Origin of the sequence: Asanoa sp. NPDC049573, assembly GCF_040676615.1 — a bacterium.
Taxonomy (GTDB): domain Bacteria; phylum Actinomycetota; class Actinomycetes; order Mycobacteriales; family Micromonosporaceae; genus Asanoa.
In genome coordinates this window covers 233,035-258,580 of sequence record NZ_JBFAPI010000002.1, presented here as the reverse complement: position 1 = coordinate 258,580, position 25,546 = coordinate 233,035, and the positions used below count along the sequence as shown (strand labels likewise).

The 25,546-nt window shown below is 71.1% G+C and carries 24 protein-coding genes and 1 pseudogene; 14 read left to right on the top strand and 11 right to left on the bottom strand.

Translation table 11 applies throughout. The features are described from left to right. The first annotated feature begins 96 nt into the window (after positions 1–96). The 4 genes from AB0J74_RS04790 (at position 97) to AB0J74_RS04775 (ending at position 3,459) form a co-directional block, all read left to right on the top strand. Complete coding sequence (locus AB0J74_RS04790; protein ID WP_363444724.1) at positions 97–729, top strand: MBL fold metallo-hydrolase; 633 nt, start codon at positions 97–99, stop codon at positions 727–729. Next, positions 722–1,585: a hypothetical protein gene (locus AB0J74_RS04785; protein WP_363444723.1), complete on the top strand. Its 864-nt coding sequence runs from the start codon at positions 722–724 to the stop codon at positions 1,583–1,585. The genes AB0J74_RS04790 and AB0J74_RS04785 overlap by 8 nt, the downstream gene beginning before the upstream one ends. A gap of 73 nt (positions 1,586–1,658) precedes the next feature. Continuing rightward, a complete protein-coding gene (locus AB0J74_RS04780; protein ID WP_363444721.1) occupies positions 1,659–2,462 on the top strand; it encodes a hypothetical protein in 804 nt (267 codons plus the stop codon). A 40-nt stretch (positions 2,463–2,502) separates the two neighbouring features. Continuing rightward, on the top strand, positions 2,503–3,459 hold the full coding sequence (locus AB0J74_RS04775; protein ID WP_363444719.1) for a GNAT family N-acetyltransferase: 957 nt from the start codon (positions 2,503–2,505) through the stop codon (positions 3,457–3,459). Here AB0J74_RS04775 and AB0J74_RS04770 read toward each other — a convergent pair. Next, entirely contained in the window at positions 3,456–3,917 is a 462-nt protein-coding gene (locus tag AB0J74_RS04770) for a gamma-glutamylcyclotransferase family protein (RefSeq protein ID WP_363444717.1), read from the bottom strand. The two genes, AB0J74_RS04775 and AB0J74_RS04770, sit on opposite strands and share 4 nt — an antisense overlap. Positions 3,918–3,962: 45 nt before the next feature. Between AB0J74_RS04770 and AB0J74_RS04765 the strand changes: the two genes are divergently transcribed. Beyond that, positions 3,963–5,366, top strand: coding sequence for an NAD(P)H-quinone dehydrogenase (locus tag AB0J74_RS04765; RefSeq protein WP_363444715.1), 1,404 nt, complete (start codon positions 3,963–3,965; stop codon positions 5,364–5,366). On the opposite strand, the gene AB0J74_RS04760 is transcribed toward AB0J74_RS04765, so the two are convergent. Then, positions 5,323–6,063, bottom strand: a complete 741-nt coding sequence (locus AB0J74_RS04760; protein WP_363444713.1) for a DedA family protein — start codon at positions 6,061–6,063, stop codon at positions 5,323–5,325. The genes AB0J74_RS04765 and AB0J74_RS04760 overlap by 44 nt on opposite strands. A gap of 235 nt (positions 6,064–6,298) precedes the next feature. Beyond that, entirely contained in the window at positions 6,299–7,228 is a 930-nt protein-coding gene (locus tag AB0J74_RS04755) for a YegS/Rv2252/BmrU family lipid kinase (protein ID WP_363444711.1), read from the bottom strand. Between the two features lie 215 nt (positions 7,229–7,443). Between AB0J74_RS04755 and thrS the strand changes: the two genes are divergently transcribed. Beyond that, entirely contained in the window at positions 7,444–8,655 is a 1,212-nt protein-coding gene (thrS, locus tag AB0J74_RS04750; protein WP_363444709.1) for a threonine--tRNA ligase, read from the top strand. Here the strand turns inward: thrS and nhaA are convergent. Beyond that, the gene (gene nhaA / locus AB0J74_RS04745) at positions 8,652–9,926 is read right to left on the bottom strand and encodes a Na+/H+ antiporter NhaA (protein ID WP_363445447.1); all 1,275 of its coding nucleotides are present in this window, start codon (positions 9,924–9,926) and stop codon (positions 8,652–8,654) included. The genes thrS and nhaA overlap by 4 nt on opposite strands. Before the next feature lie 74 nt (positions 9,927–10,000). Between nhaA and AB0J74_RS04740 the strand changes: the two genes are divergently transcribed. Next, positions 10,001–10,990 (top strand): DUF389 domain-containing protein, encoded by a 990-nt coding sequence (locus tag AB0J74_RS04740; RefSeq protein ID WP_363444708.1) that lies wholly within the window; start codon positions 10,001–10,003, stop codon positions 10,988–10,990. 104 nt (positions 10,991–11,094) lie between these two features. Here AB0J74_RS04740 and AB0J74_RS04735 read toward each other — a convergent pair whose 3' ends face one another. Beyond that, complete coding sequence (locus AB0J74_RS04735; protein ID WP_363444706.1) at positions 11,095–11,541, bottom strand: DoxX family membrane protein; 447 nt, start codon at positions 11,539–11,541, stop codon at positions 11,095–11,097. Between the two features lie 87 nt (positions 11,542–11,628). On the opposite strand from AB0J74_RS04735, the gene AB0J74_RS04730 reads away from it, so the two are divergent. Then, positions 11,629–12,201, top strand: a complete 573-nt coding sequence (locus tag AB0J74_RS04730; RefSeq protein ID WP_363444703.1) for a TetR/AcrR family transcriptional regulator — start codon at positions 11,629–11,631, stop codon at positions 12,199–12,201. Positions 12,202–12,208: 7 nt separating this feature from the next. Here the strand turns inward: AB0J74_RS04730 and AB0J74_RS04725 are convergent, their stop codons facing one another. Together AB0J74_RS04725 and AB0J74_RS04720 are read right to left on the bottom strand one after the other, a co-directional pair. Continuing rightward, positions 12,209–13,648 carry a GuaB1 family IMP dehydrogenase-related protein gene (locus tag AB0J74_RS04725; RefSeq protein WP_363444700.1) on the bottom strand — a complete coding sequence of 480 codons (1,440 nt, stop codon included), beginning with the start codon at positions 13,646–13,648 and terminating at the stop codon, positions 12,209–12,211. A gap of 21 nt (positions 13,649–13,669) precedes the next feature. Continuing rightward, complete coding sequence (locus AB0J74_RS04720) at positions 13,670–15,427, bottom strand: biotin carboxylase N-terminal domain-containing protein (RefSeq protein WP_363444698.1); 1,758 nt, start codon at positions 15,425–15,427, stop codon at positions 13,670–13,672. 70 nt (positions 15,428–15,497) lie between these two features. On the opposite strand from AB0J74_RS04720, the gene AB0J74_RS04715 reads away from it, so the two are divergent. From AB0J74_RS04715 to AB0J74_RS04700, 4 genes are all read left to right on the top strand, one after another. Next, on the top strand, positions 15,498–16,115 hold the full coding sequence (locus AB0J74_RS04715) for a PadR family transcriptional regulator (protein ID WP_363444695.1): 618 nt from the start codon (positions 15,498–15,500) through the stop codon (positions 16,113–16,115). A 62-nt stretch (positions 16,116–16,177) separates the two neighbouring features. Beyond that, a complete protein-coding gene (locus tag AB0J74_RS04710) occupies positions 16,178–17,137 on the top strand; it encodes an ATP-binding cassette domain-containing protein (protein WP_363445445.1) in 960 nt (319 codons plus the stop codon). 2 nt (positions 17,138–17,139) lie between these two features. Next, complete coding sequence (locus AB0J74_RS04705) at positions 17,140–17,904, top strand: ABC transporter permease (RefSeq protein WP_363444692.1); 765 nt, start codon at positions 17,140–17,142, stop codon at positions 17,902–17,904. A gap of 111 nt (positions 17,905–18,015) precedes the next feature. Continuing rightward, positions 18,016–19,215: an MFS transporter gene (locus AB0J74_RS04700; protein WP_363444689.1), complete on the top strand. Its 1,200-nt coding sequence runs from the start codon at positions 18,016–18,018 to the stop codon at positions 19,213–19,215. Here the strand turns inward: AB0J74_RS04700 and AB0J74_RS04695 are convergent. The 4 genes from AB0J74_RS04695 to AB0J74_RS04680 all read right to left on the bottom strand — a co-directional run bounded on the left by AB0J74_RS04695 (position 19,159) and on the right by AB0J74_RS04680 (position 22,773). Then, entirely contained in the window at positions 19,159–19,791 is a 633-nt protein-coding gene (locus tag AB0J74_RS04695) for a nucleoside triphosphate pyrophosphatase (RefSeq protein ID WP_363444686.1), read from the bottom strand. The genes AB0J74_RS04700 and AB0J74_RS04695 overlap by 57 nt on opposite strands. A gap of 6 nt (positions 19,792–19,797) precedes the next feature. After that, entirely contained in the window at positions 19,798–20,895 is a 1,098-nt protein-coding gene (mycP, locus tag AB0J74_RS04690) for a type VII secretion-associated serine protease mycosin (RefSeq protein ID WP_363445443.1), read from the bottom strand. Positions 20,896–22,068: 1,173 nt separating this feature from the next. Next, the gene (locus AB0J74_RS04685) at positions 22,069–22,479 is read right to left on the bottom strand and encodes a hypothetical protein (RefSeq protein ID WP_363444683.1); all 411 of its coding nucleotides are present in this window, start codon (positions 22,477–22,479) and stop codon (positions 22,069–22,071) included. Between the two features lie 87 nt (positions 22,480–22,566). After that, positions 22,567–22,773 carry an acyl-CoA carboxylase subunit epsilon gene (locus tag AB0J74_RS04680; RefSeq protein ID WP_363444680.1) on the bottom strand — a complete coding sequence of 69 codons (207 nt, stop codon included), beginning with the start codon at positions 22,771–22,773 and terminating at the stop codon, positions 22,567–22,569. An 83-nt stretch (positions 22,774–22,856) separates the two neighbouring features. Here AB0J74_RS04680 and AB0J74_RS04675 point away from each other — a divergent pair. Beyond that, positions 22,857–24,260 (top strand): annotated as a pseudogene (locus tag AB0J74_RS04675) (protein kinase); the annotation flags it as partial. Positions 24,261–25,328: 1,068 nt separating this feature from the next. Beyond that, the gene (locus tag AB0J74_RS04670; RefSeq protein ID WP_363444677.1) at positions 25,329–25,532 is read left to right on the top strand and encodes a hypothetical protein; all 204 of its coding nucleotides are present in this window, start codon (positions 25,329–25,331) and stop codon (positions 25,530–25,532) included. The last annotated feature ends 14 nt before the right edge of the window (positions 25,533–25,546 follow it).

Below are 25,546 nucleotides of genomic sequence, written 5' to 3'. Positions count from 1 at the left end.
TGTGCGGGTCTGTCGGTCAGACGTGCCGCGCGCACACGCCGGTTCCGGCAGACTCGCGAGGGGACATCACGATTCGGCAGCCAAGGGGGTCACGACATGAGACTGACCAAATTTGGCCACTCCTGCGTCCGCGTCGAGCACGAGGGTGCCGTGCTGGTCGTCGACCCGGGCGGGTTCAGCGAACGGTCGGCGCTCGACGGTGCCGACGCGGTGCTGATCACCCATGAGCATCCCGACCACCTCGACGTCGACGCGCTGACGGACGCGCTCGCCAAGCGCCCCGACCTCACCGTGCACACGCACGCCGACGTCGCCGCCAAGCTGAAGCCGCTGGGATCCGCGGTCACCACCGTCGCCTCTGGACAGTCCTTTTCGGCCGCCGGTCTGCCGATCGAGGCGTTCGGCGGAATCCACGCCGAGATCCATCCCGACATCCCGCGGATCGCCAACCTCGGCTTCTTGATCAACGAGTCGGTCTACCACCCCGGCGACTCGTTCGACCTACCCGAGGGTGCCCGGGTCGAGACGCTGTTCGTGCCGGTGTCCGCGCCCTGGCTGAAGATCAGCGAGTCGGTCGAGTTCGTCCGGGCGGTCGCGCCGCGCCGGGCGTTCGCGCTGCACGACGGCGTCGTCAACGAGGCCGGTGGCAACCTGATCGACGGCGTCCTCGGCCGGCTGCTCAAAGTCGACTACCAGCGGTTGACCCCGGGTACGAGCGTCGATGCCTGACCCGGTCGCCGAGCTCTACGCCGCACCACCCGACGGCTTCGTCGCCGCCCGGGACGAGCTGGTGGCCGGTGCCAAGGCCGCCGGCCAGACCGACCGGGCCAAGCAGCTGGGCAAGCTGCGCAAACCCACCGTGGCCGCCTGGGTGGTCAACCTGCTGGCCATCCGCCGGCCCGAACTGGTGGACGAGCTGGTCGAGCTCTCCGCCGCGCTGCGGGAGGCACAGCGCGAGCTCAAGGGCGACGCCTTGCGCGAGCTCACCAAGCAGCGCCGCGAAGCGGTCGGCGCGCTGGTCAAGGAGGCGGTCTCGCTCGCCACGAAGGCCGACCCGCGCAATCGCGGCAAGCTGCCCGTCGGCGAGGTCGAGGCGACGCTGACCGCCGCGGTCTCCGATGCCGAGGTAGCACAGCAGCTGCGCACCGGGCGGTTGGTGCGGGCGGCCAGCTACGCCGGGTTCGGCGAGGTGCCGCGCCCGCAGCTGCGGCTGGTGACCGACGAGCCACCGGAGCCGGAGCCGGAGCCGGAGTCGTCCGAGGGCCGTGGCTCGAAGCGTGCGGCCGAGGCGGAGCGTGCAGCCCGCCGGCGCGCCGCCGATCGGGAACTGACCGCCGCGCGGAACGCGGAGAAGGCTTCCCAGGCCGACCTCGAGAAGGCCACCAAGGCGGAGGCGGACGGCGCCGCGGCGGTCGAGCGGGCCGAGGCCGCGCTCCAGGAGGCCGAGCGCCGCCGCGCTGACGCCGACGCCGCGCTCGGCCAGCTCCGGGTGGCCCGCAAGGCCGCCGAGCGGGCCGCCGTGCAGGCCCGCCGCCGCGTCGGCGAGGTCGAGGCGGCCATCGAGGCCATGGACGACCAAACATGAGCGGGCCGTGGCGAGCGAACCAGCCAGCTCGGTCAGCCGTGTCATACCCGGCCGCGCGGAACGAGTCGGCCGCATGACGCCCGAGCAGACCGCGCAGGCCTCCCGGGACGCGGTGTTGGAGCTGGGCGGCGCCTACGCCGAGTGCCCGCGGACGCTGCGCCGGGCCCGCCAGCTCGGGCTGTCCGGCTGGGCCTTCTACGTGGCCGGCCGGGGCGGGGCCCTCGGCGACGTGCGACCCGACACCGTGGCCGCCGCGCTCGGCTTCATCGCGCCCGAGGCGGTCGCCGACGGCTGGGACGGCGCCCGGCGGGTGCTGCCGCCCGTCGAGGTCGCCGCTGTGCACCTGGCCGAGTGCTGCCGGTGGGGCGTCGAGCAGCTGGGCGGTTTTCCCCGGGTCGAGCGGCTGGTCGAGCTGACCCAACGGGTGGTGCTGGCCGCCGACGCGTCCGCGCTGCCGCTGTTCGCGGCCTGGCGGGCCATGCCGGTGCCCGACGACCACCTGGGCGCGCAGGCCGCGGTGCTGCTGCACCTGCTGCGCGAGCACCGCGGCGGCGCGCACCTGCTGGCCGTGCGGGCCAGCGGGCTGAGCCCGCTGGAGGCGATCATCGCCGGGCCGGAGGGCGAGGCCGGCGCGGTGGCCTGGGGCTGGCAGCCGCCCTACCCGGGCATCGGGCCGCTGCTCCGCCGCCGGGTGTGGGCGGAGGCGGTGACCGACCGGATCGCCGCGTCGGCCTACGCGGCGCTCAGCCAGACCGAGCGGATCGAGCTGCTCGGGCTGCTGGACAGCGCCCGCAAGGGCGTCCGGCCGCAGGGCAGCGAACCCAACCGGCGGTCGGGTCCGGAACCCGACGACGGCGCCCGGGCCGTGCTCGACTAATTCGTTCGCATCACGCCCCGGGGTGTGAGAGAAACTCTGGGTGGCTTTTCCTGACGGCTGGAGCACCCGCCGGCCCACCCTCGACGACCTGCCGGCGATCCTCGAGCTGATGCGGGCCAACGACATCGCGGCCACCGGCGAGCCGGAGACCGGCGAAGACGCCGTCAGGGCCGCGCTGACCTCGCCACACGTCGACCCGGCGCGCGACTGCTGGTTGGCCTACGGGCCCGACGGCCGGCTCGGCGGCTGGGCCTACATCGACAACGACAACGGCGGCGACAAGGAGTTCGTCGAGGTCTACGTGCATCCCGACGGCGGCGCTCCGTGCCGCCGACCGCTGCTCGACCTGGTGCTGCGCCGGGTCGCCGAGCGGGCCGCCGAGCACGGCTTCGCCGAGGTCACCGCGAAGGCCGGCGCGTTGCCGGCCGAGACCGACTACATCGCCGACATCGAGGCGGTCGGGTTCCGGTTCGAGAAGCGCTACGCCCGCATGCGCCGGTCGCTCTCCGACATCGCACCCGCGCCACTGCCGCGCGGGGTGACCATCCGGCTCGTCCGCCCCGACGACGACGAAGACCTGCGGCTGTTCCACCGCATCTACGACACCGGCTTCCGCGATGCCTACGACTACCACCCGCGCGACTACGACTCGTGGCGGGCCTACGTCGACGGGTTGACCTCGGTCGCCTGGGACGAGTGGTTCGTAGCCGAGGTCGACGGCGTGCCGGCCGGCGTGCTGATGTCCGCCGACCAGTTCCTCGAGCACAACGAGGCCTTCGTCAAGAACCTCGCGGTGCTGCGCGAGTTCCGCCGGCGCGGTGTCGGCGGCGCGCTGCTGCGGCACGCGTTCGCGGTCTACGCGGCCAAGGGGCGGGCGCAGGTCGGGCTCGGTGTCGACATGACCAGCCCGACCAAGGCGGCCAACCTCTACCTGGCCGCCGGGATGACGGCCATCTACGAGGCCGACATCTTCGCGCAACAGGTCAAAGCGGCCTAGAGCTCGGGCGACGAGGTCTTCGTCGGGCGGGAGCGCAGCTCGGTGACGTAGTCGTCGGGCGCGCCGGCCTTCTGGGCCGCGTTGGCGATCTCCGAGAGATACCACGCGGTCGGCAGGCCACCCTCGTAGCCGTTGAAGACATACACCCAGACGGTCTCCTCGCCGTCCAGGGTGACCGCTCGCATGTGCAGCTTGCGGTAGGTCTGCCCGGTGACCCCCTCGACCTCGTCGAGCTGGGCGGCATCCCAGGGGTGCACGTCGTAGAGCGCGACGAAGACCCGGTCGCCGGGTGATTCGACGATCGTGGTGACCGCACCCTCCCAGCCGATCACGTCTTCACCCGCGAAGGTGAGGCGCCAGCCTTCCAGCCAGCCGGTACCCACCATCGGCGAATGCGGACAGTAAGCGCGCATTCGGGCGGGATCGAGGTTTGAGCCGTACGCGGCGTAATGACGCACGGCGATGACGATAGCCCGGCTCGCCGGTCGTGGAGAATACGACACGTGACACGAATCGTTATCGTGGGTGGTGGACCGGCCGGTTACGAGGCGGCGCTGGTCGCCGCGCAGCTCGACGCCGACGTGACAGTCGTCGAAGCGGAGGGCGCCGGAGGCGCTTGCGTGCTGTCGGACTGCGTACCCTCAAAGACCTTTATTGCCAGCTCAGACGTGGTGACGGCCGGGCGAGACACCGAGCGCTTCGGTGTGCGCTCCGGCGGTGCGGAAGCGGTGACCGTCGATGCCCGGGCGGTCAACGCGCGGGTGAAGAATCTTGCCCAGGCCCAGTCGAATGACATCCACAACAAGCTCGTCAAGGCGGGTGTCGACTTCGTGGCCGGCACTGCCCGGCTCGGCGCTGACACGTTGGGTCACACCCACCGGGTGGAAATCACACCCGCGGGGGGTGACACGCCGTACTCGGTCGATGCCAGCACTGTGTTGATCGCCACGGGCGCGACACCGCGGGTGCTGCCGACGGCCGTGCCGGACGGCGAGCGGATCCTCGACTGGCGCCAGCTCTACGACCTGCCGGAGCTCCCCGAGCACCTGATCGTGATCGGTTCGGGCGTGACCGGCGCCGAGTTCGCCAGCGCCTACCTGGCGATGGGTGTGCGGGTGACGCTGGTGTCCAGCCGCGACCGGGTGATGCCGCACGAGGACGCCGACGCCGCGCAGGCGATCGAACGGGTGTTCCGCTCGCGGGGGATGACCATACTCAACAACGCCCGCGGCAACGCCGTGCGGCGGACCGCTGACGGCGTCGAGGTGGAGTTGTCGACCGGCGGCACCGTCACCGGCTCGCACGCCCTGATGGCGGTCGGGTCGGTGCCGAACACCCAAGGGCTCGGGCTCGAGGACTACGGCGTGAACGTCGGGCCGGGCGGCTACGTGACCGTCGACCGGGTGTCGCGTACCAACGTGCCGGGCATCTACGCGGCTGGTGACTGCACCGGTGTGTTGCTGCTGGCCAGCGTCGCGGCGATGCAGGGCCGGATCGCGATGTGGCACGCGCTCGGCGAGGCGGTCCAGCCCCTGCGGCTGCGCACGGTGGCGGCCAACGTGTTCACCGACCCGGAACTGGCGACCGTCGGGGTGAGCCAGAACGACGTCGACGCGGGGCGGGTGCCGGCCCGCGAGGTGATGCTGACGCTCGCCGGCAACGCCCGCGCCAAGATGGCCGACCTCGGCGACGGCTTCGTCAAGCTCTTCTGCCGGCCGGCCAGCGGTCAGGTGGTGGGCGGCGTCGTGGTGGCGTCGAAGGCGTCGGAGCTGATCCTGCCGATCGCCCTGGCGGTGGAGAACAACATGACCGTCGACCAGCTCGCCCACACCATCACGATCTATCCCTCGCTGTCGGGGTCGATCACTGAGGCGGCGCGTCAGCTGATGCTGCACGAACTCCAGTAGCGTCGAGCGCCGCTCCCGCCGGTGCTGTCGCCGGGATCGGCGGTACCGGCGGGGCGCCACGCAGGGCGGCCGGCTTCCACAGGGCCAGGCCCCAACCGGCGCCCGCGAACACCAGCGCCGCGAGCACGGCCACCACGATCAGGCGCCAGCCCGACGAGGTGATCGCGGAGCCACCGAGGTGGCCGACCAGCGTGCCGTAGGTGGCCCAGCCGACCGCGGCCAGCGCCTGGTAGAGCAGGAACTGCTTGTAGGGGTATTGCGCGCGGCCGGCCGAGAAGCACGCCGCCATCCGGCCGCCCGGGACGAACCGGCAGATCAGGATGACCAGGGGGCCGGGCTCGCGGAGCCCGCGGGTCAGCTTGCTGGCGGCGCGCCGGGCCCGGCCGCGCTGCTCGGCGGTCTTCGCGACGCCGTCGGTCTGCACGCCGCACCGTTGCCGCAAGCGGGCGATCGGCCCCGCGCGGTGGTGGGTCGAGCGGCCCAGCAGGTAGCAGGCCCAGTCGCCGACGATGACGCCGACCGCCCCGACAGCGATGGTGGTCGGTATGCTCAGGTGGCCGTAGGCGGTCAGCGCTCCGCCCGTGATCATGATGGCCTGGGTCGGGATGACCGGCACGAAGGCGTCGACGATCAGCAGGCCGAGCAGCAGCAGATAGGCGGACACAGGCGAGGTCACCGTGCCTAGCACGTCGGCCATGCGCGCAACCTCCATCCCCGCCGGGCTCAGGATAGTTTCCGGAAAGCCCTGTTGGGGGACAGTTACGGCGCGGCCCCCCAACCGCTCGTCTCGCATTTTGACCCTACAGACGTCACGGTGCCGGCGGCGTACCGTGGAAATGTGCGGTCCGGCACGTCGGGTCCCCCGTTCCTGGTGTGCCGGGCCGCCACCTCTGGGCCGTCGGCAGGTCCCGTGCCGACGGCCCCCTGCTGACCTAACGATCGATCGCGTCGGCGGCCGCCATCACCCGCAGGGCGTTCGCGGCCAGGCCCAACCGCAGCGGGGTGTAGCCGCGCGGCTCTCCGTCGACCTCGACCGGCACCGGACGGTCGGTCTCCACCAGGATCTCGTCGGTGGCCAGGAACGGCTCCTCGCCGTGTGAGCGCAGGTGGCCGGTCGCCGCGTTGCGGGCCGTCTCGCGCAGCAGCCGCACCCGGTTGGCGTCGCCGACCGGATAGGCGACCAGCAGCCGGTCGTCGGCGTCGGCGTCGGCGGTGATCGGCCGGCCGGCGTGGAAACCGCCGTTGGCGACGTAGAGCTGGTGGGTCAGGTATTCGTGCGACCGGCCGTCGGTCCGCACGGTCACCCGCATCGGCCGGTGCCGGGTCAGCAGGGCCAGCGCGGTCGCCGGGTAGGCGAGGCGGCCGATCACCTTCTTCAGCCGGGGCGGCGCCTTCGCGAAGATCTCCGCCGACAGCCCGATCCCGACGTGGTTGGCGAACGGCAGGTCGCCGGCGATACCCAGATCGACGTCGATCACCTTGCCGCCGGTCAGGATGGCCACCGCGGCGTCGAGGTCGAGCGGGATGCCGAGGGTACGGGCGAAGTTGTTGGTCGTGCCCAGCGGCAACAGCCCGAGCGCGACGTCGCGGTGGGCCAGGTGGCGGGCGGCCGCGCCGATCGTGCCGTCGCCACCGCCGACGATCAGCAGGTCGGGGCCGAGCTCGGTGGCCGCTGCCAGGCTGCCACCCAACTCGCGGGGATCGTCGACCGGGAAGCGCCCGAGCAGCTCGAAGCCGGCCGCGTCGAGCCGCTGCCGCACCCCGTCGTAGAGCCGGCGGCCGCGCCGGGAGTGTGCGTTGACCAGCAGCACGGCCCGGCGACCGGTGCGGATCGCCGTCGTCAGCTCCGGCTTCGTACGCAATGCGGATCCTCGGGGTCGGTCGAATTTCGCGTGCGTTCCCGGTGGCCGGCCCGCTAGTCTGGGCGACATGGTTGGGCCAGCACGCACGACGACGCCGGGATGTCCCGGCGTGCTGCGCTGACCCTACCGTCATCGATCCAGCCCCGGGGCGATCCGCCGCCGGGGCGCTTTGCTGTGCGCGGGTGGGTCGTCGCGGCGACTTCCAGGAGCCAGACATGATCGACCATCGCAAGCTCGGGCGCGAGCTCGGTATCTTCCACTCCGACCCGCGGTCCGGCGCCGGCCTGCCGATCTGGCTGCCCGCCGGTGCGGCCGCGCGGCACGCGGTCGAGGAATACCTGCGTGACCTCGAGCGCCGCAACGGTTATCAGCACGTCTATTCGCCGCCGCTCGGCCGGCGCGAGCTGTTCGAGCTGTCCGGCCATCTCGGCTATTTCGCCGACGACATGTTCCCGCCGATGCGCGTGTCCGACGACGACGAGCTGATGCTGCGCCCCGCGTTGTGCCCGCACCACTGCCTGGTCTACCTGGCACGCGGTCGGTCCTACCGGGAGCTGCCGCTGCGGATCGCCGAGATCGGCGGCATGTATCGCAGCGAGCGCTCCGGGGTGCTCGGCGGGCTCAGCCGGGTGCGGGCGATCCAACTCAACGACGCGCACCTGTTCTGCGCATTGGCCGACGTGGGTGCCGAGGTGGCCGAAGTGTTGCGACTGGTCGACGTCGCGCACGCGGCCCTCGGGGTGCGGGTCAGCGGGCTGCGGCTCGCCCTGCGCGGCCCGGGCTCGAAGTATGTCGGCTCGGACGCCTCGTGGGAGCTGGCGGAGTCGTTGCTGCGGGTGGCCCTCGCGGACAGATCCTATGTGGAGGCGGCGGGCGAGGCGGCGTTCTACGGTCCGAAGATCGATATCCAGGTCGCCGACGCAGCCGGCCGGGAATGGACCCTGTCGACCGTGCAGCTCGACTTCGACAAGCCCGCGCGCTTCGATCTGTCCTATATAGATGCTTCTGGCGAACGCGCGCGGCCGGTGCTGGTGCATCGGAGCCTGGTCGGGAGCATGGAGCGGCTGTTCGGCTATCTCATCGAGGCACACGAGGGTGCGTTTCCGGCCTGGTACGCGCCGCTGCAACTGCGCGTGCTGCCGGTGTCGGCCGGGTCGGCCGAGGCGGCTGCCGGGTTCGCCTCGGCGGCGGTCGAGGCCGGGCTGCGGGCCGAGGTGGTCGCGGAGGAGTCGCTCGGGGCCCGGATCCGTGACGCCGCGGGGTCGCGGGTGCCCTACGTCGCGGTGATCGGCGAGCGGGAGGCGGCCGCCGGCGAGGTTTCGCTGCGGGTGCGCGGCGGCCGCGAACTGCCGTCGATGCCGGTGGCCGAGGCGCTGCGGCTGATCGGGGGAGTGGTCGCCGCCCGGTCGCACGAGCTGGTGCCTTAGCGCCTGTCGTCGCGCTGGTAGACGTCCGGGATGCCGTCGGAGTCGTCGTCGCGTTCCTCTTCCGCGACGAGCTCGCGATAGTGCGTGTTGCGGCCTCGCAGCAACACGGTCGAGATGGCCGCGGCCAGCAGCGAGCCGACCAGGATGCCGAGCTTGGCGTTGGCATCCCGGTCGGTGCCCGCGCCGAACGCGAGCTCGGCGATCAGCAGCGCGACGGTGAAGCCGACCCCGGCGAGCACGGCCAGGCCGAGGACGTCCCACCAGGACAGGCCCCTGGCCAGCTCGGCCCGGGTGAACCGCTGCACCAGCCAGGTCGAGCCGAGCACGCCGGCGGTCTTACCGATCACCAGTCCGGCGACGATCCCGACCAGCACCGGGTCGCCGAAGCCGCCGGCGGCCGAGACGGTGACGCCGGCGGAGAAGAAGGCGAAGACCGGCACCGCGAGGCCGGCGGAAAGCGGCCGCCAGCGGTGCTCGAAGTGCTCGGCCAGCCCGGGCCCGTCGCCCGGCGAGCGTCGCCGCACCGGCACGGTGAAGGCGAGCAGCACGCCCGCGACAGTCGCGTGCACGCCCGACGCATGCACCAGCGCCCAGGTGACCAGGGCGAGGGGGAGCAGCAGCCACCACCAGCGCACCCGCTTCTGGACCAGCACGCCGAAGACGGCGAGCGGGATCAGCGCGAGCAGCAGCGGCAGTGGGTGCAGGCTCGTGGTGTAGAAGGCGGCGATGATCGTGATCGCCAGCAGGTCGTCGACCACGGCCAGCGTGAGCAGGAAGGTGCGCAGCGCGGTCGGCAGGTGCGTATTGATCAGCCCGAGCACGGCGAGCGCGAACGCGATGTCGGTCGCCGTCGGTATCGCCCAGCCGCGTGGGGCGCCGCCGGCCATGGTCGCGTTGACGATGACGTAGATGACGGCCGGCGCGGCCATTCCGCCGACCGCGGCGGCGACCGGCAACGCGGCCCGCCGCGGATCGCGCAGGTCACCGGCGACGAACTCGCGCTTGAGCTCCAACCCGGCGACGAAGAAGAAGATGGCCAGCAGCCCGTCGGCCGCCCATTCCTCGACGGTGAGGTGCAGGTGCAGCGCGGCCGGACCGAACGCGTAGTCGGAGACCGTCTCGTAGGTTTCTGACCAGGGCGTGTTGGCCCAGATCAGGGCGGCGACCGCGGCGCCGACGAGGAGCAGGCCGCCGGTGGTCTCGGTGCGCAGGATCTCCGCGATGCGGCTGGTCTCGACGAAGCTGCCGCGCCCGAACAGTCGGTTGGGCATCTTGTCTGACACGTCGCGGCTCCTCCGGCGTGGTTTCCTGTGTCCCGCACTCGTAGGGATAGGAGAGCACGCGCATGCTGCACCTTCGGATCATCGTTCCACCGGACCTCCGGGCCGACGTGGAGAACGCGCTACGCGCGGCGACCGCGGTGACCCATGTGGTCGTCCTACCCGGCGCGGCCGCCAAACCCCCGGGCGACGTGCTCCTCGCCGACGTGGTCCGCGAGGGCGCGAGCGCGGTGCTGGGAGTGCTGCGTGGTCTCGGCGTGGAAGAGCGCGGTGCGATCGTCATGGAGAACATCGACGTCTCGCTGTCGCGCTTCGCCGACCGAGCCGCGCGCCGTACACCCGGAATGGGTGTCGACGCGGTCGTGTGGGAGGAGATCGAGCACCGCACCGGCGAGGAAACCGAACTGTCCGGCGCCTTCGTGGCCTTCCTGATCGTCGCGACGGTCATCGCCGGCATCGGCGTCCTGCTCGACCAGCCGATCCTGATCGTCGGCGCGATGGTCGTCGGTCCCGAGTTCGGCCCGTTGGCGGCCCTCTGCGTCGGCGCGGTGCAACGCCGCTGGACCCTGGTCCGTCGCGCGCTGATCGCGCTGGTGGTCGGTTTCCCGGTGGCGATGGCGGTGACCGTGGTGAGCACGCTGCTGCTCGACGCGGCCGGCCTCGTCAGCCGCGAGATGCTGACCGCGCCCCGCCCACTGACCGACTTCATCTGGCGCCCGGACGCCCTGTCGTGGGTGGTCGGCTTCCTGGCCGGCGTCGCCGGCATGCTCTCCCTGACCTCCGCGAAGTCAGCGACGCTGGTCGGCGTCCTGATCTCGGTGACAACGGTTCCGGCGGCGGCGAACGCCGCGGTGGCGCTGACGTACGGGGTGCGCGGGGAGGCGCTCGGCTCGGCCGCCCAACTGGCGATCAACCTGGCGGCGATCGTGCTGGCCGGAGTGCTGACCCTGCTCGTGCAGCGGCTGTGGTGGAGCCGGCCACGGCGGTCGGGTCCTTCCCGTGGCGCGGCTCAGTCGGACCGCGATGCTGGTGCGGCCGAGGCCGTCGCGCCGTGAGCGCGGCTGTGCCGTCCTTCCGCGGGCTTTGCTCTGCACCCTTGTAGGAAGCGCCCCCCACGAGCGGCCGCCTCCTGCAAGGGTGCAGAGCAAAGCGCGAAGAATCACCCCGCGACAGCGACCGCCGCGGCCAGGCCGACCCAGAAGACCTGCAGGACGGTCCGCCGCCCGATCGGCTCGACCGGCCGCCCGCCCAGCGACAATCTCCGCCGCGCCGCGGACACGTTGGCCGGGAACATCGCGACCATCAGCACCGCGAGAGCCCCGGCCGCCAGCCGGAACGTAGCCGGGATCAACAGGCCGACCGCGCCGGCCAACTCCAACACGCCGGTGACGGTGACCAGCAGTTCGGGCCGCGGCAGCGACGGCGGGACCATCGCGATCATGCCGGCCCGCATCCGCGGTGCGAAGTGGGCCAGGCCGGTGACCACGAACATCAGGGCCAGGCCGACCCGCAGCGCCGGGATCCAGCCGTCGAGGGGGTCGACGCCGGCCAAGCCAGCGACCCGGGCGACAACGAAACCGATAACCAGGAAAACCAGAGGCGCCATGACCAACTCCTTTAACTAGTCACTGTCAAGTTAGCAGCAGAACTTGTCAGTGGCAAGTTAGAATGGGTTCATGAGAAAGTGGCGGGCATGACACGGCCCTACCATCACGGCGACCTACGGCGGACCCTGCTCGCGGCGGCCGCGGAAGCGATCACCGAACACGGCCCGGCCGCGCTGAGCCTGCGCGACCTGGCCCGCCGCGCCGGTGTCTCGCACGCGGCACCGGCCCATCACTTCGGCGACAAGGCCGGCCTGCTCACCGCGCTCGCCGCCGAGGGCTTCACGCTGCTGGCCGACGAGCTCGACCGCACCAGGGCGACCGGCGGCGGCGTGCTCGACGCGGGCGTCGGCTACGTGCGGTTCGCGGTGGCCCACCGCGCCCACTTCGCCGTGATGTTCCAGCCCGAGCTGCTCAACCGCACCGACCCGGAGCTGGCCGCCGCCGAGAGCCGGGCCTCGGCCGCGTTGGGCGCCGCCGTCGCGACGCTCAGAGACGCCGACCGGCGCGGTGCCGACGCGCGCATCGCCGGCCTGTCCGCCTGGTCGATCGTGCACGGCTTCGCGACGCTGTGGCTCAGCGGCGCCCTGCCCGGCGACCTCGGCGACGACCCCGAGGAGGCGGCCCGACAGGTGATCAGACCACTGTTCGCCGCGAGATGAGCAAGAGCTACCAGCTCGTCGGCAACGGCATGCCCTCGGTGAACCCGGCCGTCGACTGCACGCCCACCACCGCCCGCTCGCGGAACTCCGGGATCGACGCCGCACCGGCATAGGTGAACGCGCTGCGTACCCCCGCGACGATCTCGTCGATCAGGTCTTCGACGCCGGGCCGGTCGCGGTCCAGATACATCCGCGCCGACGAGATGCCCTCCTCGAACACCGCCTTGCGGGCCCGGTCGAACGGGCTGTCGTCGGCGGTGCGGGCGCTGACCGCGCGGGCCGACGCCATCCCGAAGCTCTCCTTGTAGCGCCGCCCGTCGGGATCGGTGTAGAGGTCGCCCGGCGACTCGTAGGTGCCGGCGAACCAGGAGCCGATCATCACGTTGGACGCGCCCGCGGCAAGAGCCAGAGCGACATCACGAGGATGGCGTACGCCACCGTCGGCCCAGACGTGTCGCCCGAGCGCGCGGGCCGCCGTGGCGCAGTCGAGCACGGCCGAGAACTGAGGCCGCCCGACGCCGGTCATCATCCGGGTCGTGCACATCGCACCGGGGCCGACGCCGACCTTGATGATGTCGGCGCCGGCGTCGACCAGGTCGCGCACGCCGGCCGCGGTCACCACGTTGCCGGCGACGATCGGCACTGACGGGTCGAGCCCGCGTACCGACCGCAGCACGGTCAGCATCCGCTCCTGGTGACCGTGCGCGGTGTCGACGACCAGCGTGTCGACGCCGGCGTCGAGCAGCGCGGCGGCCTTGCCGACCACGTCGCCATTGATGCCGATCGCGGCCGCGATCCGCAGCCGGCCCTTGCTGTCGAGCGCCGGCCGGTAGAGCGTCGCCCGCAGCGCGGCCGCGCGGGTCAACACGCCGACCAGCCGGCCCTCGACGTCGACCACCGGCGCGATCCGCCGCCGGGCGGTGTTGAGGGCGTCGAAGCCGCGCCGCGGGTCGGCCTCGGCCGGGACGGTCAGCAGTTCGGTCGACATCACGTGTCGCACCTGCGCGAACCGGTCGACACCGACCAGGTCGGCCTCGGTGACCACGCCGACCGGGCGCTGCGCGTCGTCGACCACCACGACGGCGCCGTGCGCCCGCTTCGGCAGCAGGTGGATGGCGTCACCGACCGTGTCGGTCGGGCCGAGCGTGATCGCCGTGTCGTGCACCAGGTGCCGCTGCTTGACCCACGCGATCACGTCGGCGACGACCTCGATCGGGATGTCCTGCGGTATCACCGCAATCGCGCCGCGCCGCGACACGGTCTCGGCCATCCGCCGGCCGGCGACCGCGGTCATGTTGGAGACCACGAGCGGGATCGTGGTGCCGCTGCCGTCGTCTGTGGACAGGTCCACGTCGAGGCGGGACACCAGGTCCGACCGGGCCGGCGTCATGAAGACGTCACTGTACGTCAGATCGTGGCTGGGCGCGTTGCCGTCGAGAAACCTCACCGGGTCATCATTCCCGGGCCGCTAAGCGATCGTGCAGATCGGGGCGCCCGCCGTGACCGTGGCGCCGACGGTGGCCGCGAGCCCGGAGACGGTGCCGGCCTTGTGGGCATTGATCGGCTGCTCCATCTTCATCGCCTCGAGCACGACGATCAGGTCGCCCTCGGCCACCTCGTCACCGTCGGCGACGGCCACCTTGACGATCGTGCCCTGCATGGGCGAGCTGAGCGTGTCGCCGCCGGCGGCCGGGCCGCTGTGGGTTCCTGCCCGCCGGCCAGGGCGCGTCGTTGGAGCGTTGCCCGAGTTGGCGCCCGTACCCCCGGAAAAGCCGGCGGGAAGGCGCACCTCGAGCCGCTTTCCGCCCACCTCGACCACGACGGTCTCGCGTTCCGCCGGCGGCGCGGCCGCGGCAGCGGCGGCCGCGTCGAAGGGTTTGACCTCGTTGGACCACTCGGTCTCGATCCAGCGGGTGTGCACCCGGAACGGCTCGTCGGTGAACGCGGGGTCGCGCACCACCAGGCGGTGGAACGGCAACGCGGTGGCCATCCCGTCGACGACCATCTCGTCGAGAGCGCGGCGGGCACGCTCGAGCGCCTCGGTGCGGGTCTCGCCGGTGACGATGACCTTGGCGAGCAGCGAGTCGAAGTTGCCGCCGATCACGTCACCCTCGGCGATGCCGGCGTCGACCCGCACACCCGGGCCGCTCGGGAGCCGCAGCCGGGTGACCGTTCCGGGAGCGGGCAGGAAGTTTCGGCCCGGATCTTCGCCGTTGATCCGGAACTCGAACGAGTGCCCGCGGGGGCTGGGGTCTTCCAGGTGCCGCAGCGGCTCGCCGTCGGCGATCCGGAACTGCTCGCGGACGAGGTCGAGGCCGGAGGTCTCCTCGGAAACCGGGTGCTCGACCTGGAGCCGGGTGTTGACCTCGAGGAAAGAGATCGTGCCGTCGGTGCCGACCAGGTATTCGACCGTGCCGGCACCCTCGTAGCCGGCCTCGCGGCAGATCGCCTTGGCGCTCTCGTGGATCTGCTTGCGCTGGTCGTCGGTGAGGAACGGGGCCGGAGCCTCCTCGACCAGCTTCTGGTGGCGGCGCTGCAGCGAGCAGTCGCGCGTGCCGACCACCACGACGTTGCCGTGCCGGTCGGCGAGCACCTGGGCCTCGACGTGCCGCGGGTGGTCGAGGTAGCGCTCCACGAAGCACTCGCCCCGGCCGAACGCCGCGACCGCCTCGCGGGTGGCACTCTCGAACAGCGCCGGGATCTCCTCGATCGTGCGGGCCACCTTGAGGCCGCGGCCGCCACCGCCGAACGCCGCCTTGATCGCGACGGGTAGGCCGTGCTTCTGCGCGAACTCGACCACCTCGTCGGGGCCCTTGGCCGGGTCGGGCGTGCCGGGCACCAGGGGCGCGCCGGCCCGCTGGGCGATGTGCCGGGCCGTGACCTTGTCACCGAGGTCGCGGATCGCCTGCGGCGACGGGCCGATCCAGGTCAAACCCGCCTCGGTCACCGCGGTCGCGAAATCGGCATTCTCCGACAGAAACCCATAACCAGGGTGTACGGCGTCAGCGCCGGAGCGCGTGGCGACCTCGATCAGCTTGTCGATGCGCAGGTAGGTCTCGGTCGCGGTGTCGCCGTCGAGCGCGTAGGCCTCGTCGGCCAGCACGGCGTGCGGCGCGTCGCGGTCGGAGTCGGCGTAGACGGCGACGCTGCCCAGCCCGGCGTCGCGGCAGGCACGGATGACCCGTACCGCGATCTCGCCCCGGTTGGCGATCAGAACCTTGCGCATATTCGGGAGTGTATCGGCGCGGATGATCAACTTACCTAGGAGTAGCTGTGGGATGTGCAACGCTTGGTGCGTGTCGGCAACCCGGATGATGATCCTCGGCGCGGTGCGGTTGATGCAGCCCGTCCACGGCTACGACGTGCGCCGTGAGCTGCTCAGTTGGGGCGCCGACAAGTGGGGCAACGTGCAACCCGGATCGATCTATCACGGGTTGCGCAAGCTCGCCGAGGAGGAGATGGTGCGCGAGGTCGGCACCGACTCCGTCGGTGGGCGGCCGGCGCGCACGTCCTATGAGATAACGGCCAAGGGCGAGGCCGAGTTCGAGTCCCTGTTGCGCAACCAGTGGTGGAATGTTGCCCTTCCGGTCGACCCGTTCTTCGCCGCCTTCTCCTTTGTGGGTGCCCTGCCGCGCGAGGAGGCGTCGGCCGCGTTGCGCAACCGGGCGAGGGTGCTGCGGGCGACGGTCGACGGCATGCGCGCGTCCCTCGAGTCGCGCTGGATCAGCGAGCTCAAGCCGACGCACGTGGCCTGGATGTTCGAGCTGAGCATTGTCCGGACGGAGGGGGAGATCGACTGGTGCGAGCGGATCGCCGACCTGATCGATTCAGGAGTGTCGTACCTCCCGGATAGCCTCCGCGAGTCTCCCGAGTTCCGCGACTATCTCGACGGATCAAGCAATATTCAACGTTGACCAGTCGAGTTATATCGCGTTAGAGTCCCGGGTGACACACGTCGACCCGGGGGTGGTTCATGATCATCGAGACCAGTGGGCTGCGGAAGTCATTCCGCTCCCGCCAGGGCAGAGAGAAGAAGACGGTCGAGGCCGTGCGCGGCGTCGACCTGCGCGTCGACGAGGGCGAGATCTTCGGTTTCCTCGGTCCCAACGGCGCCGGCAAGACCACCACGCTGCGCATGCTGGCCACGCTGATCGTCCCCGACGGCGGTGCGGCGACGATCGCGGGCGCCGACCTGCTGCGCGATCCGGGCGAGGTGCGGCGCCGCATCGGCTATGTGGCCCAGGGCGGCAGCACGTGGGACGACTCGACCGCGCGTGAGGAACTGGTGCTCCAGGCCCGGCTCTACGGGGTCGGCAAGGGCGTCGCGCTGGAGCGGGCGGCCCGCGCTCTCGACGCGTTCCAGCTCTCCGAATACGCCGACCGCAAGTGCAAGACCTACTCGGGCGGCCAGCGGCGCCGGGTCGACATCGCGCTCGGCATCATCCACGAGCCGCGGGTGGTCTTCCTCGACGAGCCGACCACCGGCCTCGACCCGCAGAGCCGGGCACACATGTGGGATGAGATCCGCCGGCTGCGCGCCGAGGGCATGACGGTCTTCATCACCACCCACTACCTCGAAGAGGCCGACGCGCTCTGCGACCGCATCGCGATCATCGACAACGGCGAGGTCGTCGCCGAAGGCACCCCGGCCGCACTCAAGCGCGAGATCTCCCACGACGTGATCACCGTCGGGCTCAACGGCGCCACCGTCGAGGCCGCGGCGCTGCTCGACGGCGCGACCTTCGTGGCCCGGCTGGAGAAGCTCGACACCGGCGACGGGCTGCGGCTGTTCGTCGACGACGGCGCCACCGCGATGCCGCAGGTGCTGCGCGAGCTGGAGCGCAACGGCGTCACCCTGAAGTCGATCGAGCTGCACCGCCCGAGCCTCGACGACGTCTTCCTGACCAAGACCGGCCGATCTCTGCGGGAGAAGTGACGATGAAGTTCCTCCGAGACTGTTGGCTGATCTTCCAGCGGCAGATTCAGCTCCTGCTCCGCAACCCGATCTGGGTCTTCGTCGGCATCTTCCAGCCGGTGATGTACCTGTTGCTCTTCGCACCCCTGCTCAAGCCCGCGCTGTCGCCGCTCGGCGTGACCACCGACGCCGAGGCCTACCGGGTGTTCGTGCCCGGCCTGCTCGTCCTGCTGGCCATCTTCGGCGGCCTGTTCCAGGGCTTCGGCCTGATCGCCGAGCTGCGCGCGGGCGTGATCGAGCGATCCCGGGTCACTCCCGTGAGCCGCTTCGCGCTGCTGCTCGGCCGTTCACTGCGCGACGTGGTCTCGCTGATCGTCCAGGCCGGCATCATCACCATCCTGGCGCTCTTCTTCGACCTGCGGGTGTTCATCGGCGACCTGCTGCTGGCCTACCTGATGCTGGCCCTGATCGCGCTGATGACCTCGACGCTGTCCTACGGCGTGGCGCTGGCCGTGAAGAGCGAAGACGCGCTCGCCCCGCTGATGAACACGGTCGCCCAGCCGGTCCTGCTGCTCTCCGGCATCCTGCTGCCGCTTCAGTTCGCGCCGGCCTGGCTCGGCGACGTCGCCAAGTGGAACCCGTTCTCGTGGGCGGTCGACGGCACCCGCGCCCTGTTCGCCGGTGACGTCGGCAACGACAAGGTCTGGCAGGGCCTGCTGATCGTGGCGGTGCTGACCGTGCTTGCGGTCTGGTGGGCGGCCCGTGAGTTCGCCCGCAGCGTCCGCTGATCTCCGGGGGGAGGGGATGGTGATACCCGCGAGCCACGGGGTCGCGGGTATCACCATCGCGGTCGCTTCCCGAGGGTCTGTGAGAACGCTCTCTCCGCGTACCGTGAGTTCGTGCCGCGCCTAGTCCACGACCGCATCACCGTGCTGCTCTACGCGCAGCTCGGTGTCTGGGGTTTCTTCCTCTACGGCTTCGGCCCGGTCGTGCCGCTGCTCCGCGACGAGCAGGGGGTCAGCGCGGCGCTGGCGAGCCTGCACGGCACCGGCCTGGCGGCCGGCGTCCTGATCGCCGGCTTCATCTTCTCGCCGGTCTCCCGCCGCATCGGCCGCGGCGCCACCATCTGGGTCGGCATGGCCGGCGTGACGCTCGTGATCGGCATCCTCTGGGTGGCCCGCCCGCTCCCGGTGACCGTCGGCGCGGCCGTCCTGGTCTCGGTCTTCGGCTCGTTCATCGTCAACGGCGTCAACGCCGCCATCTCCGACCACCAGGGCCCGGCCGCTCCGGCCGCCTTGAGCGAGGCCAACGCGGCGGCGGCCTTCACCGGCATCGTCTCGCCGTTGGTCGTCGGCCTCTTCGTCGGTGTGGGCCTGGGCTGGCGCCCGGCCCTGTCCCTGGTGGTCCTGCTCATCCTGGGCGTGCTGGCGCTGGCCACGCTGTGGCGGGTGGGCACGCCCGCCCGGCCGGTCGCGCTCGCTGGTTCAGCGCCCTCCGGGCGGCTGTCGCGCTCGTACTGGATCACTCTCGTGCTGCTCGCGTCGACCTCGTCGATCGAGGTCTGCTTCTCCCTGTGGGCGGTCGACGTGCTGCGCAGCCACGCCGGCATGGCCTCGGGCCCGGCGGCGGCCGGCTTCGCGGCCGTCCTGGCCGGCATGTTCGTAGGCCGCCTGGTCGCGGGCCGGGTAGCGCTGCACATCCCGACGATCCGGCTGTTGTTGCTGTCGCTGGCCATCTCCCTGGCCGGCTTCGCCATCTTCTGGCTGGGCACCGCGCCGTGGCTTGCGGTGTCGGGCCTGTTCGTGGTCGGCCTGGGCATCGCGGTCCAGTACCCGCTGGTCATCTCCCTGGCGCTGGCGGCCGCCCCCGGCCAGGCCGACCGAGCCTCGGGCCTGACCTCCTACCCGGTAGCTTTCGGCTTCGGCGTGGCCCCCGTGCTGCTGGGCGCCCTGGCCGACCGCTCCGGCCCGCACGCGGCCTTCCTGGTGCTGCCCCTGTTCATCGTCGCGGCGGCGGTCCTGACCCTGTGGCTCGCGCGGTCGCTAGCTCTTCCAGAGATCGGTGAGCCCCACTCCGAGGTCGTCGAGCAGGTGGCGTAGCAGCGGCAGCGACAGCCCCACGACGGTGCCGTGGTCGCCCTCGATCCGCTCCACGAAGGGCCCACCGAGCCCGTCGATGGTGAACGCTCCGGCGACGTTGAGCGGCTCCCCGGTCCTGACGTATGCGGCGATCTCCTCATCGGTGAGGTCCGCGAAATGCACGGTCGTCGACCCGACCGCGCCAGCGGTCACCCCGGCCAGGTCAATCAGGTAGTGCCCGGTGTGCAGCACCCCCGACCGCCCCCGCATGTTCTGCCACCGGTGGGTCGCGTCGGCCGCGTCGACGGGCTTTCCGAGCACCTGCCCGTCGAACTCCAGCACGGAGTCGCAGCCGAGCACGAGCAACCGCCCGCCCGGACTGACGGACAACCCTTCCGCTCCAAGCCGCCGAGCGACCTCGGTCGCCTTCATCCGAGCCAGGGTGAGGCAGAGATCCTGAGCGCTAGGCTCCCGCACCACCGACTCGTCGACCCCGCTGACCACCACTTCCACGTCAATCCCGGCCGCGCTGAGCAACGCCCGCCGGGCCGGGCTAGCCGATGCCAAAACCAAGGTTGTAGATCCTGCCGTACGCACGGGGAGCTACGGTACCGGTCGCCTCCGGCTCCGCTGCCGACGGGCACGCGCGTAGAGCACGAAGCCGGCCATAACAACCCCAACCCCAACCAACACCACAACCCCCACGATTGGTGCCCCGTCCTCTTCGGCCGGCGGCCGTGTGGAGAGGGCACTCTCTCCGGGCGTGGCGGCAGGAGTGGTTTCGGTCAGGGGCGGGACATTCGCGGTGAGCGCCGCAACAAGGTTCAGCACCCCATAGCCATATTGATCGTCCCGTCCCGGCGCGCCCTTGTCAGTCGCGGTCGCGGTGAGGCGATGCACAACCTCAGCAGCAGAGAGATTTGGAAATCGACTGCGTATCAACGCAACCGCCCCAGACACGATCGCAGCCGCGTCGGAGGTACCGGTGCCTGGGCCATACCTCCCGTGCAGGCGTGTTGTCATGATATCCACGCCTGGAGCAGCGATAACCACCCCTTGGGCAGTCACCGACGTGGCAGCCAGATCCCCGGCACGATCGGTCGCGCCCACTGCGACCACGCCGGGATACGCCGCCGGGAAGCCCACCTGGGTGGCCGGTCGATTTCCCGCTGCCGCGACCACAATGATTTCGGCATGCATCGCTGCTTCAACCGCGGATCGAAGGGCAGCCGTGGGGTCCCCGACTCCCGAGACGTTAATGACTTTTGCGCCGTGGGAAATCGCCCAACGTATCCCTTGCGCGATGGTGTCTTGTCCACTCAGATCTGCGTTGAGGTCGGCGACGACTGGAAGGATCTTTGCCTTCGGCGCGATGCCAATCACTCCATTTGAACCGCGACCATGAGCGGCGATGATTCCAGCCATCGCGGTGCCATGGCCATCTCTGTCAGATCGGCCGTCGGATCCTGATCCTGGAGCTCCCACGCCGGGTAGGACGTTGTCGCGTAGGTCTGGATGGAGATCCACGCCGCTGTCGATCACGGCGACAGTTACTCCGGAGCCCTGGCTGATCTTATGCGAAGCGGCGACGTTGAGGGATCGAAGATGCCATTGCTTTTCGCGGACCTCGTCGGCGTGTGCAAGTGCGCCCGCCGCGAATGTGAGGCACACGAGTATGTGGACAGCCCCGCTCGTCGGCATCACTGGGCTAACCCAATTGCTGGCCCGGGGTCAACCTCCGATTGGATTACTGGGGGAATTACAATCGGTGGCACTCCTTGACGAACGTCCCAAGTGGTGTCTGGGTCTCTTCGCCTTATGTTGTTGTTCTTTGATTGGCCTCGCTGTTGCGCCACCGTAGATGGTTGGCTTCCGGCGATTACCCCTCCGGGTGGGTTGGGCCGACCTGCGCCAGCGGCCTGGGGGCCAGCGGATGGCGCCGTTGTGCCAATGATTCCGCCAGACGGAAGCACGCCGCGGGGGCGGTTGACTGATTGGCCATTCGACCCTCCAGATGTCGGCGGCGCTCTGAGATCTGGCCGAACGAAGGCGGCAGGAGTTGTCGTCGGTACGGGGACGCTGGTCGCTTCCGCAGCAACGCCCCACGAGCTTTTATCAGGGGGTGGCTGCGGCAATATCGAGCGTGCCAGCTCCTGTCGGGGAACGCGCATCTCCGATGCGTTCGTTCTCTCGAAACCTGTGTAGACCGGGCTTCGAGGCGGTGGCTCGAGCAACCTAACCGCCGGGATGTTTGGGCGAGATCTTAGGCGAGTCTGCGGCTCTTCCCGGGCCGCACGTGAGCCATACCGCGTCGGCTGACGTAGCTGGGTTTGGGCCAGGACCAGTGTGTGGCTGAGGTCCGCCATGACCGTACGGGCCTTGGCGTTCAGCGTTTCCAGGTCCGCGGCCGCTACCGGGGGTGGGCCAATCGTCGTGCCTGGCAGCTGCGAGACCTTTGTCGACTCGATCAAGGCGTCGTAGTCCTTCAAGGCCTGGAACTTGGCCGCATACTCCGCGTTGATCGAGGCGACCCTCGTGCGGGCTGAGTCGAGGGTCATGGTCGCCGTCGTGAGGGCGCTGTAGTTGGTGGCGGCCACCTCGTGTGTGGCGCGGACATGGCTGATCAGATAGTCCAACCGCGCGATGAAGGCGTGCGCGGCCGGGCTCTTCTCCGGTGGCCAGGCTGAGGCGAGATGATCGCGGTAGACCTGTAGGCGCGCCATGTGGGTGGCCGTCAACTCCGTGAGTTTGCGCAACCCGGCCACGTGGCGCCAATGGGCCTCGGTCTGTTGCGGTGCCAGCATTCGCCACATCGACGGGGTGTCGTGGGCAGACCAGTCCGTCGCGCTGCGAGCCGCGGCGCCGGTCGCGGTGTCACGCATCAGGTGACTCCGGGAAGCCGGCGGCCGTCTTGTCGAGGGCGACCCGGACGTCTTCGACCTTCGCAGCGGCGAACGCGTCGGTCGCGCGATAGTTGCGGCTCACCTCGCCGGCGGCGACCGCGAAGCCGCCGGTTACGTCCTGGTAGTAGTAGACCGTGTAGGCCGTGTCCTGCGCCGACGCCGTATGACTCTCCAGGAAAGCCAACAACTCCGGAAAATCGGCGTAAGCCGGCGGGAGTTCGGTCATGATGTCGTCGAAGATCGGGTCCAGGTGGGGCGCGAAGTTGTTGTGGACCTCGGCCTCCAGCTTGGCGGCGAACTCGGCCATGCGGTCGATGTCGGCCTCGATCGTGGCGTAGTCACCGAGCCACGCTGGAGAAAGGTCCTCGTTGGAGCGAGCCACCCCAGATCCCTCCTCGCGGTCACCAACCCATTGCTGACCGTGAGGCTAGACCCGCCGCGCTAGGCGGCGCAGCCCTGAATGTGCGACTTAGCGCGGCAGACCTGACGCCCGCCACGCGCCGGGGCCGGCCGGCAACGGGCCGGGACGGGCGGATCGGGTCCAATGCGACGAAGTCGCCCCACGAGCGGCAACCGGTGCCGGGCTCAGGCGTACGGTCAGGACGCCGACCAGGGCCGCCAGCTCCTCGGCCGTGGGGGTGCCGCGGGTGACCTTGAACAGGGGTTCGTCCGACATCCCACCAGCGTACGGTCGGTCTTCGTCACATCAGCAACTGCCGCCCGTGTGGCCTTCAGGCGACACAGGTACGGTTTTGGGTGATGTCGATGACTCCGCCGCAGCTCGTCGCCGACCGGTATCGACTCGTCGAGCCGCTCGGGCAAGGCGGCATGGGCCGGGTCTGGCGCGCCCTCGACGAGGTGTTGCACCGCGAGGTCGCCCTCAAGGAGCTGGTCCCGCCTCCGGGACTGACCGACGAAGAGCGCCGGGAGATGCGGGAGCGGTCGTTGCGCGAGGCGCGCGCCATCGCCCGGCTGAATCACATCAACGTTGTACGCATCTTCGACGTCCTGCGCACCGACGGTGATCCGTGGATCGTCATGGAGTACGTCCCCAGCCGCTCGTTGCAAGACGTGATCGCCGGCGACGGGCCGCTGCCGGCCGCGCGGGTCGCCGAGATCGGGCTCGGCATGCTGGCCGCCCTCCGCGCCGCTCACCGCGCCGGGGTCGTGCACCGTGACATCAAGCCCGCCAACGTGCTGCTCGCCGACGACGGCCGGGTCGTGCTGACCGACTGGGGCCTGGCCACCATGCCCGGCGACCCGACCGTGACCCGCACCGGGCTGGTGCTCGGCTCGCCGGCCTACATCGCGCCCGAGCGCGCCCGCGACGGCACGTCCGGCCCGCGTACCGACATGTGGTCGCTGGGCGCCACCCTTTACGCCGCCGTCGAGGGGCAGTCGCCCTTCGCCCGGCCCTCGGCATTGGCCACCCTGGCCGCCCTGGCCACCGAGCCGCCGGCGCCGGCCCGGCACGCCGGCCCGCTCCGGCCTGTCCTCAATGGACTGTTGCGGAAAGACCCGGCCGACCGGATCGACCCGGAAGAGGCCGATCGGTTGCTGCGCCGCGCGTCCGGCCGCAAGACCGTCGCCCGTCGCCCCTTGCTGGAAGGGGTACGCCGGCCCACCGCCCTCCGCGACCGCATGGGCAACCCCGGCGGCGCCGCGATCCCCGCACCCCGACGGGCCGGCGACGCCTCCCGCAGCCCGGCCCTCCCCGCGGCACCCGCCTCACCGGCCGCCCCGGCCCCGACCAGCCCGGCCGCCCCGAGTCCAACCCGCCCGGCCGCGCCGGCCCCGGGCAGCGCGGGCACGCCGGCCCCGGGCAGCGCGGGCGTGCCGGCCCCCGGCAGCGCGGGCGTGCCGGCCCCCGGCAGCGCGGGCGTGCCGGCCCCGGGCAGCGCGGGTGCGCCGATCCCGGGTAGCGCGAGCGGGCCGACCCAGGCCAGCCCGAGCGCGCCGACCTCGGCCAACTCCGCGGCGCCTACCCCGGCCAGCGCCGCCGCCGAAACCCAGACCCAGACACAGACCCCGGCCCAGACCAGCCCGCCCGCACCCGGCACGGACGCACCAACCACCCGCCCACCCCATAACCCGCCCGGCGCCGGCGTCTGGCCGATCTCGCCGGCCGCGCCCACCCCGGCACCGCAGAGCCCTGCGGCCCTGCACCAGCCACACCAGACCACCAGCGACACCCGCCCGGTCGTCGTGCCCGGCTCCCCGGGCGGCCCGACCGCGAGCCCGCTGAGCCCAGCGGCCCCGACCAACCACCCCACAAGCCCAGCCAGCGGCCCCACCAGCCCGGCCACCCGCCCCACCAGCCCCGCGGCCAGGCCGACCAGCCCGGCAGCCAGCCCGACCAGCCCAGCAGCCAGGCCGACGAGCCCGGCCAGCCGCCCGACCAGCCCGGCCGGCCGCGCCTCCGTCGCGCCGCCCGGCACAGCGACCCCCGGGCAGTCGACGCCCGACCGTCCACGCCGGACAGACCAGCGCACCCGTTCCCTGGCCGTGCTGGCCGCGGCGCTGGCGGCCGTCGTACTCATGATGGCCGTCGTCCTGCTGCTCCTCCGCGACGATCCGGGAGCCAATCGCGGCGGCGACCCACCGCGGACCGCTACCACGACAAACCCCACCAAGCCCGGCGGCCAGACCGCGAATCCGACCACCAACGCGCCGACCGCCGACCCGACCGCCAACCCGCCGGCCACACCGCCCGCGGAGCAGGGCTTCGTCCTGCCCACCGGCTGGCGGATGCGCGACGACGGCAGCGGCTTCCAGGTTCCGGTGCCGGAGGGTTGGACCTTCAGCCGCGACGACGGCGGCCGGGCCCGGTGGACCGAGCCGAACGGCAACCGCTTCCTCCTGATCGACCAGACCAGGGATCCCAAGCCGGACCCCCGCAAGGACTGGCTCAACAACGAGGCGGCTCGCAGAGACGGCTACAACGGCTACCACCGGGTGCAGATCAGGACGGTCAAGTATTTCAAGTCGGCCGCCGACTGGGAGTTCACCTACAACAGCAACAGCGGCACCCGGCTGCATGTGCTCAACCGGGGCTTCATCACTGCCAAGGACCAGGCCTACTCCATCTACTGGAGCACCCCCGACTCGCAATGGCAGTCGAGCCGTGACGAACTGGCCGTGATCCTCGAAGGGTTCAAGCCGGCGAAACGGTGAGGGTTGCCGCCCGGCCCGCGGGGTATTGACATCCGCGGAACGGAGGGAGGTGACGACATGTATCACCGTCGACCCGGGTCGATCCCGAGCTACCTGCTCTGGTCGCTGATCGCCCTCGGCGACCTGACCCTCGTGGTGGTCAACGCCGGCCTCACCCTGCTGATCGGCCTCGCGAGTTGCGCGCTGTTGACCGTCGGCGCCGCGATGCTCCGCCTGCGCCGCCGCATTCCGGCCGCCATCCCGCTGGAGCGCGACGCGTAGTACTGTCGCGGGCC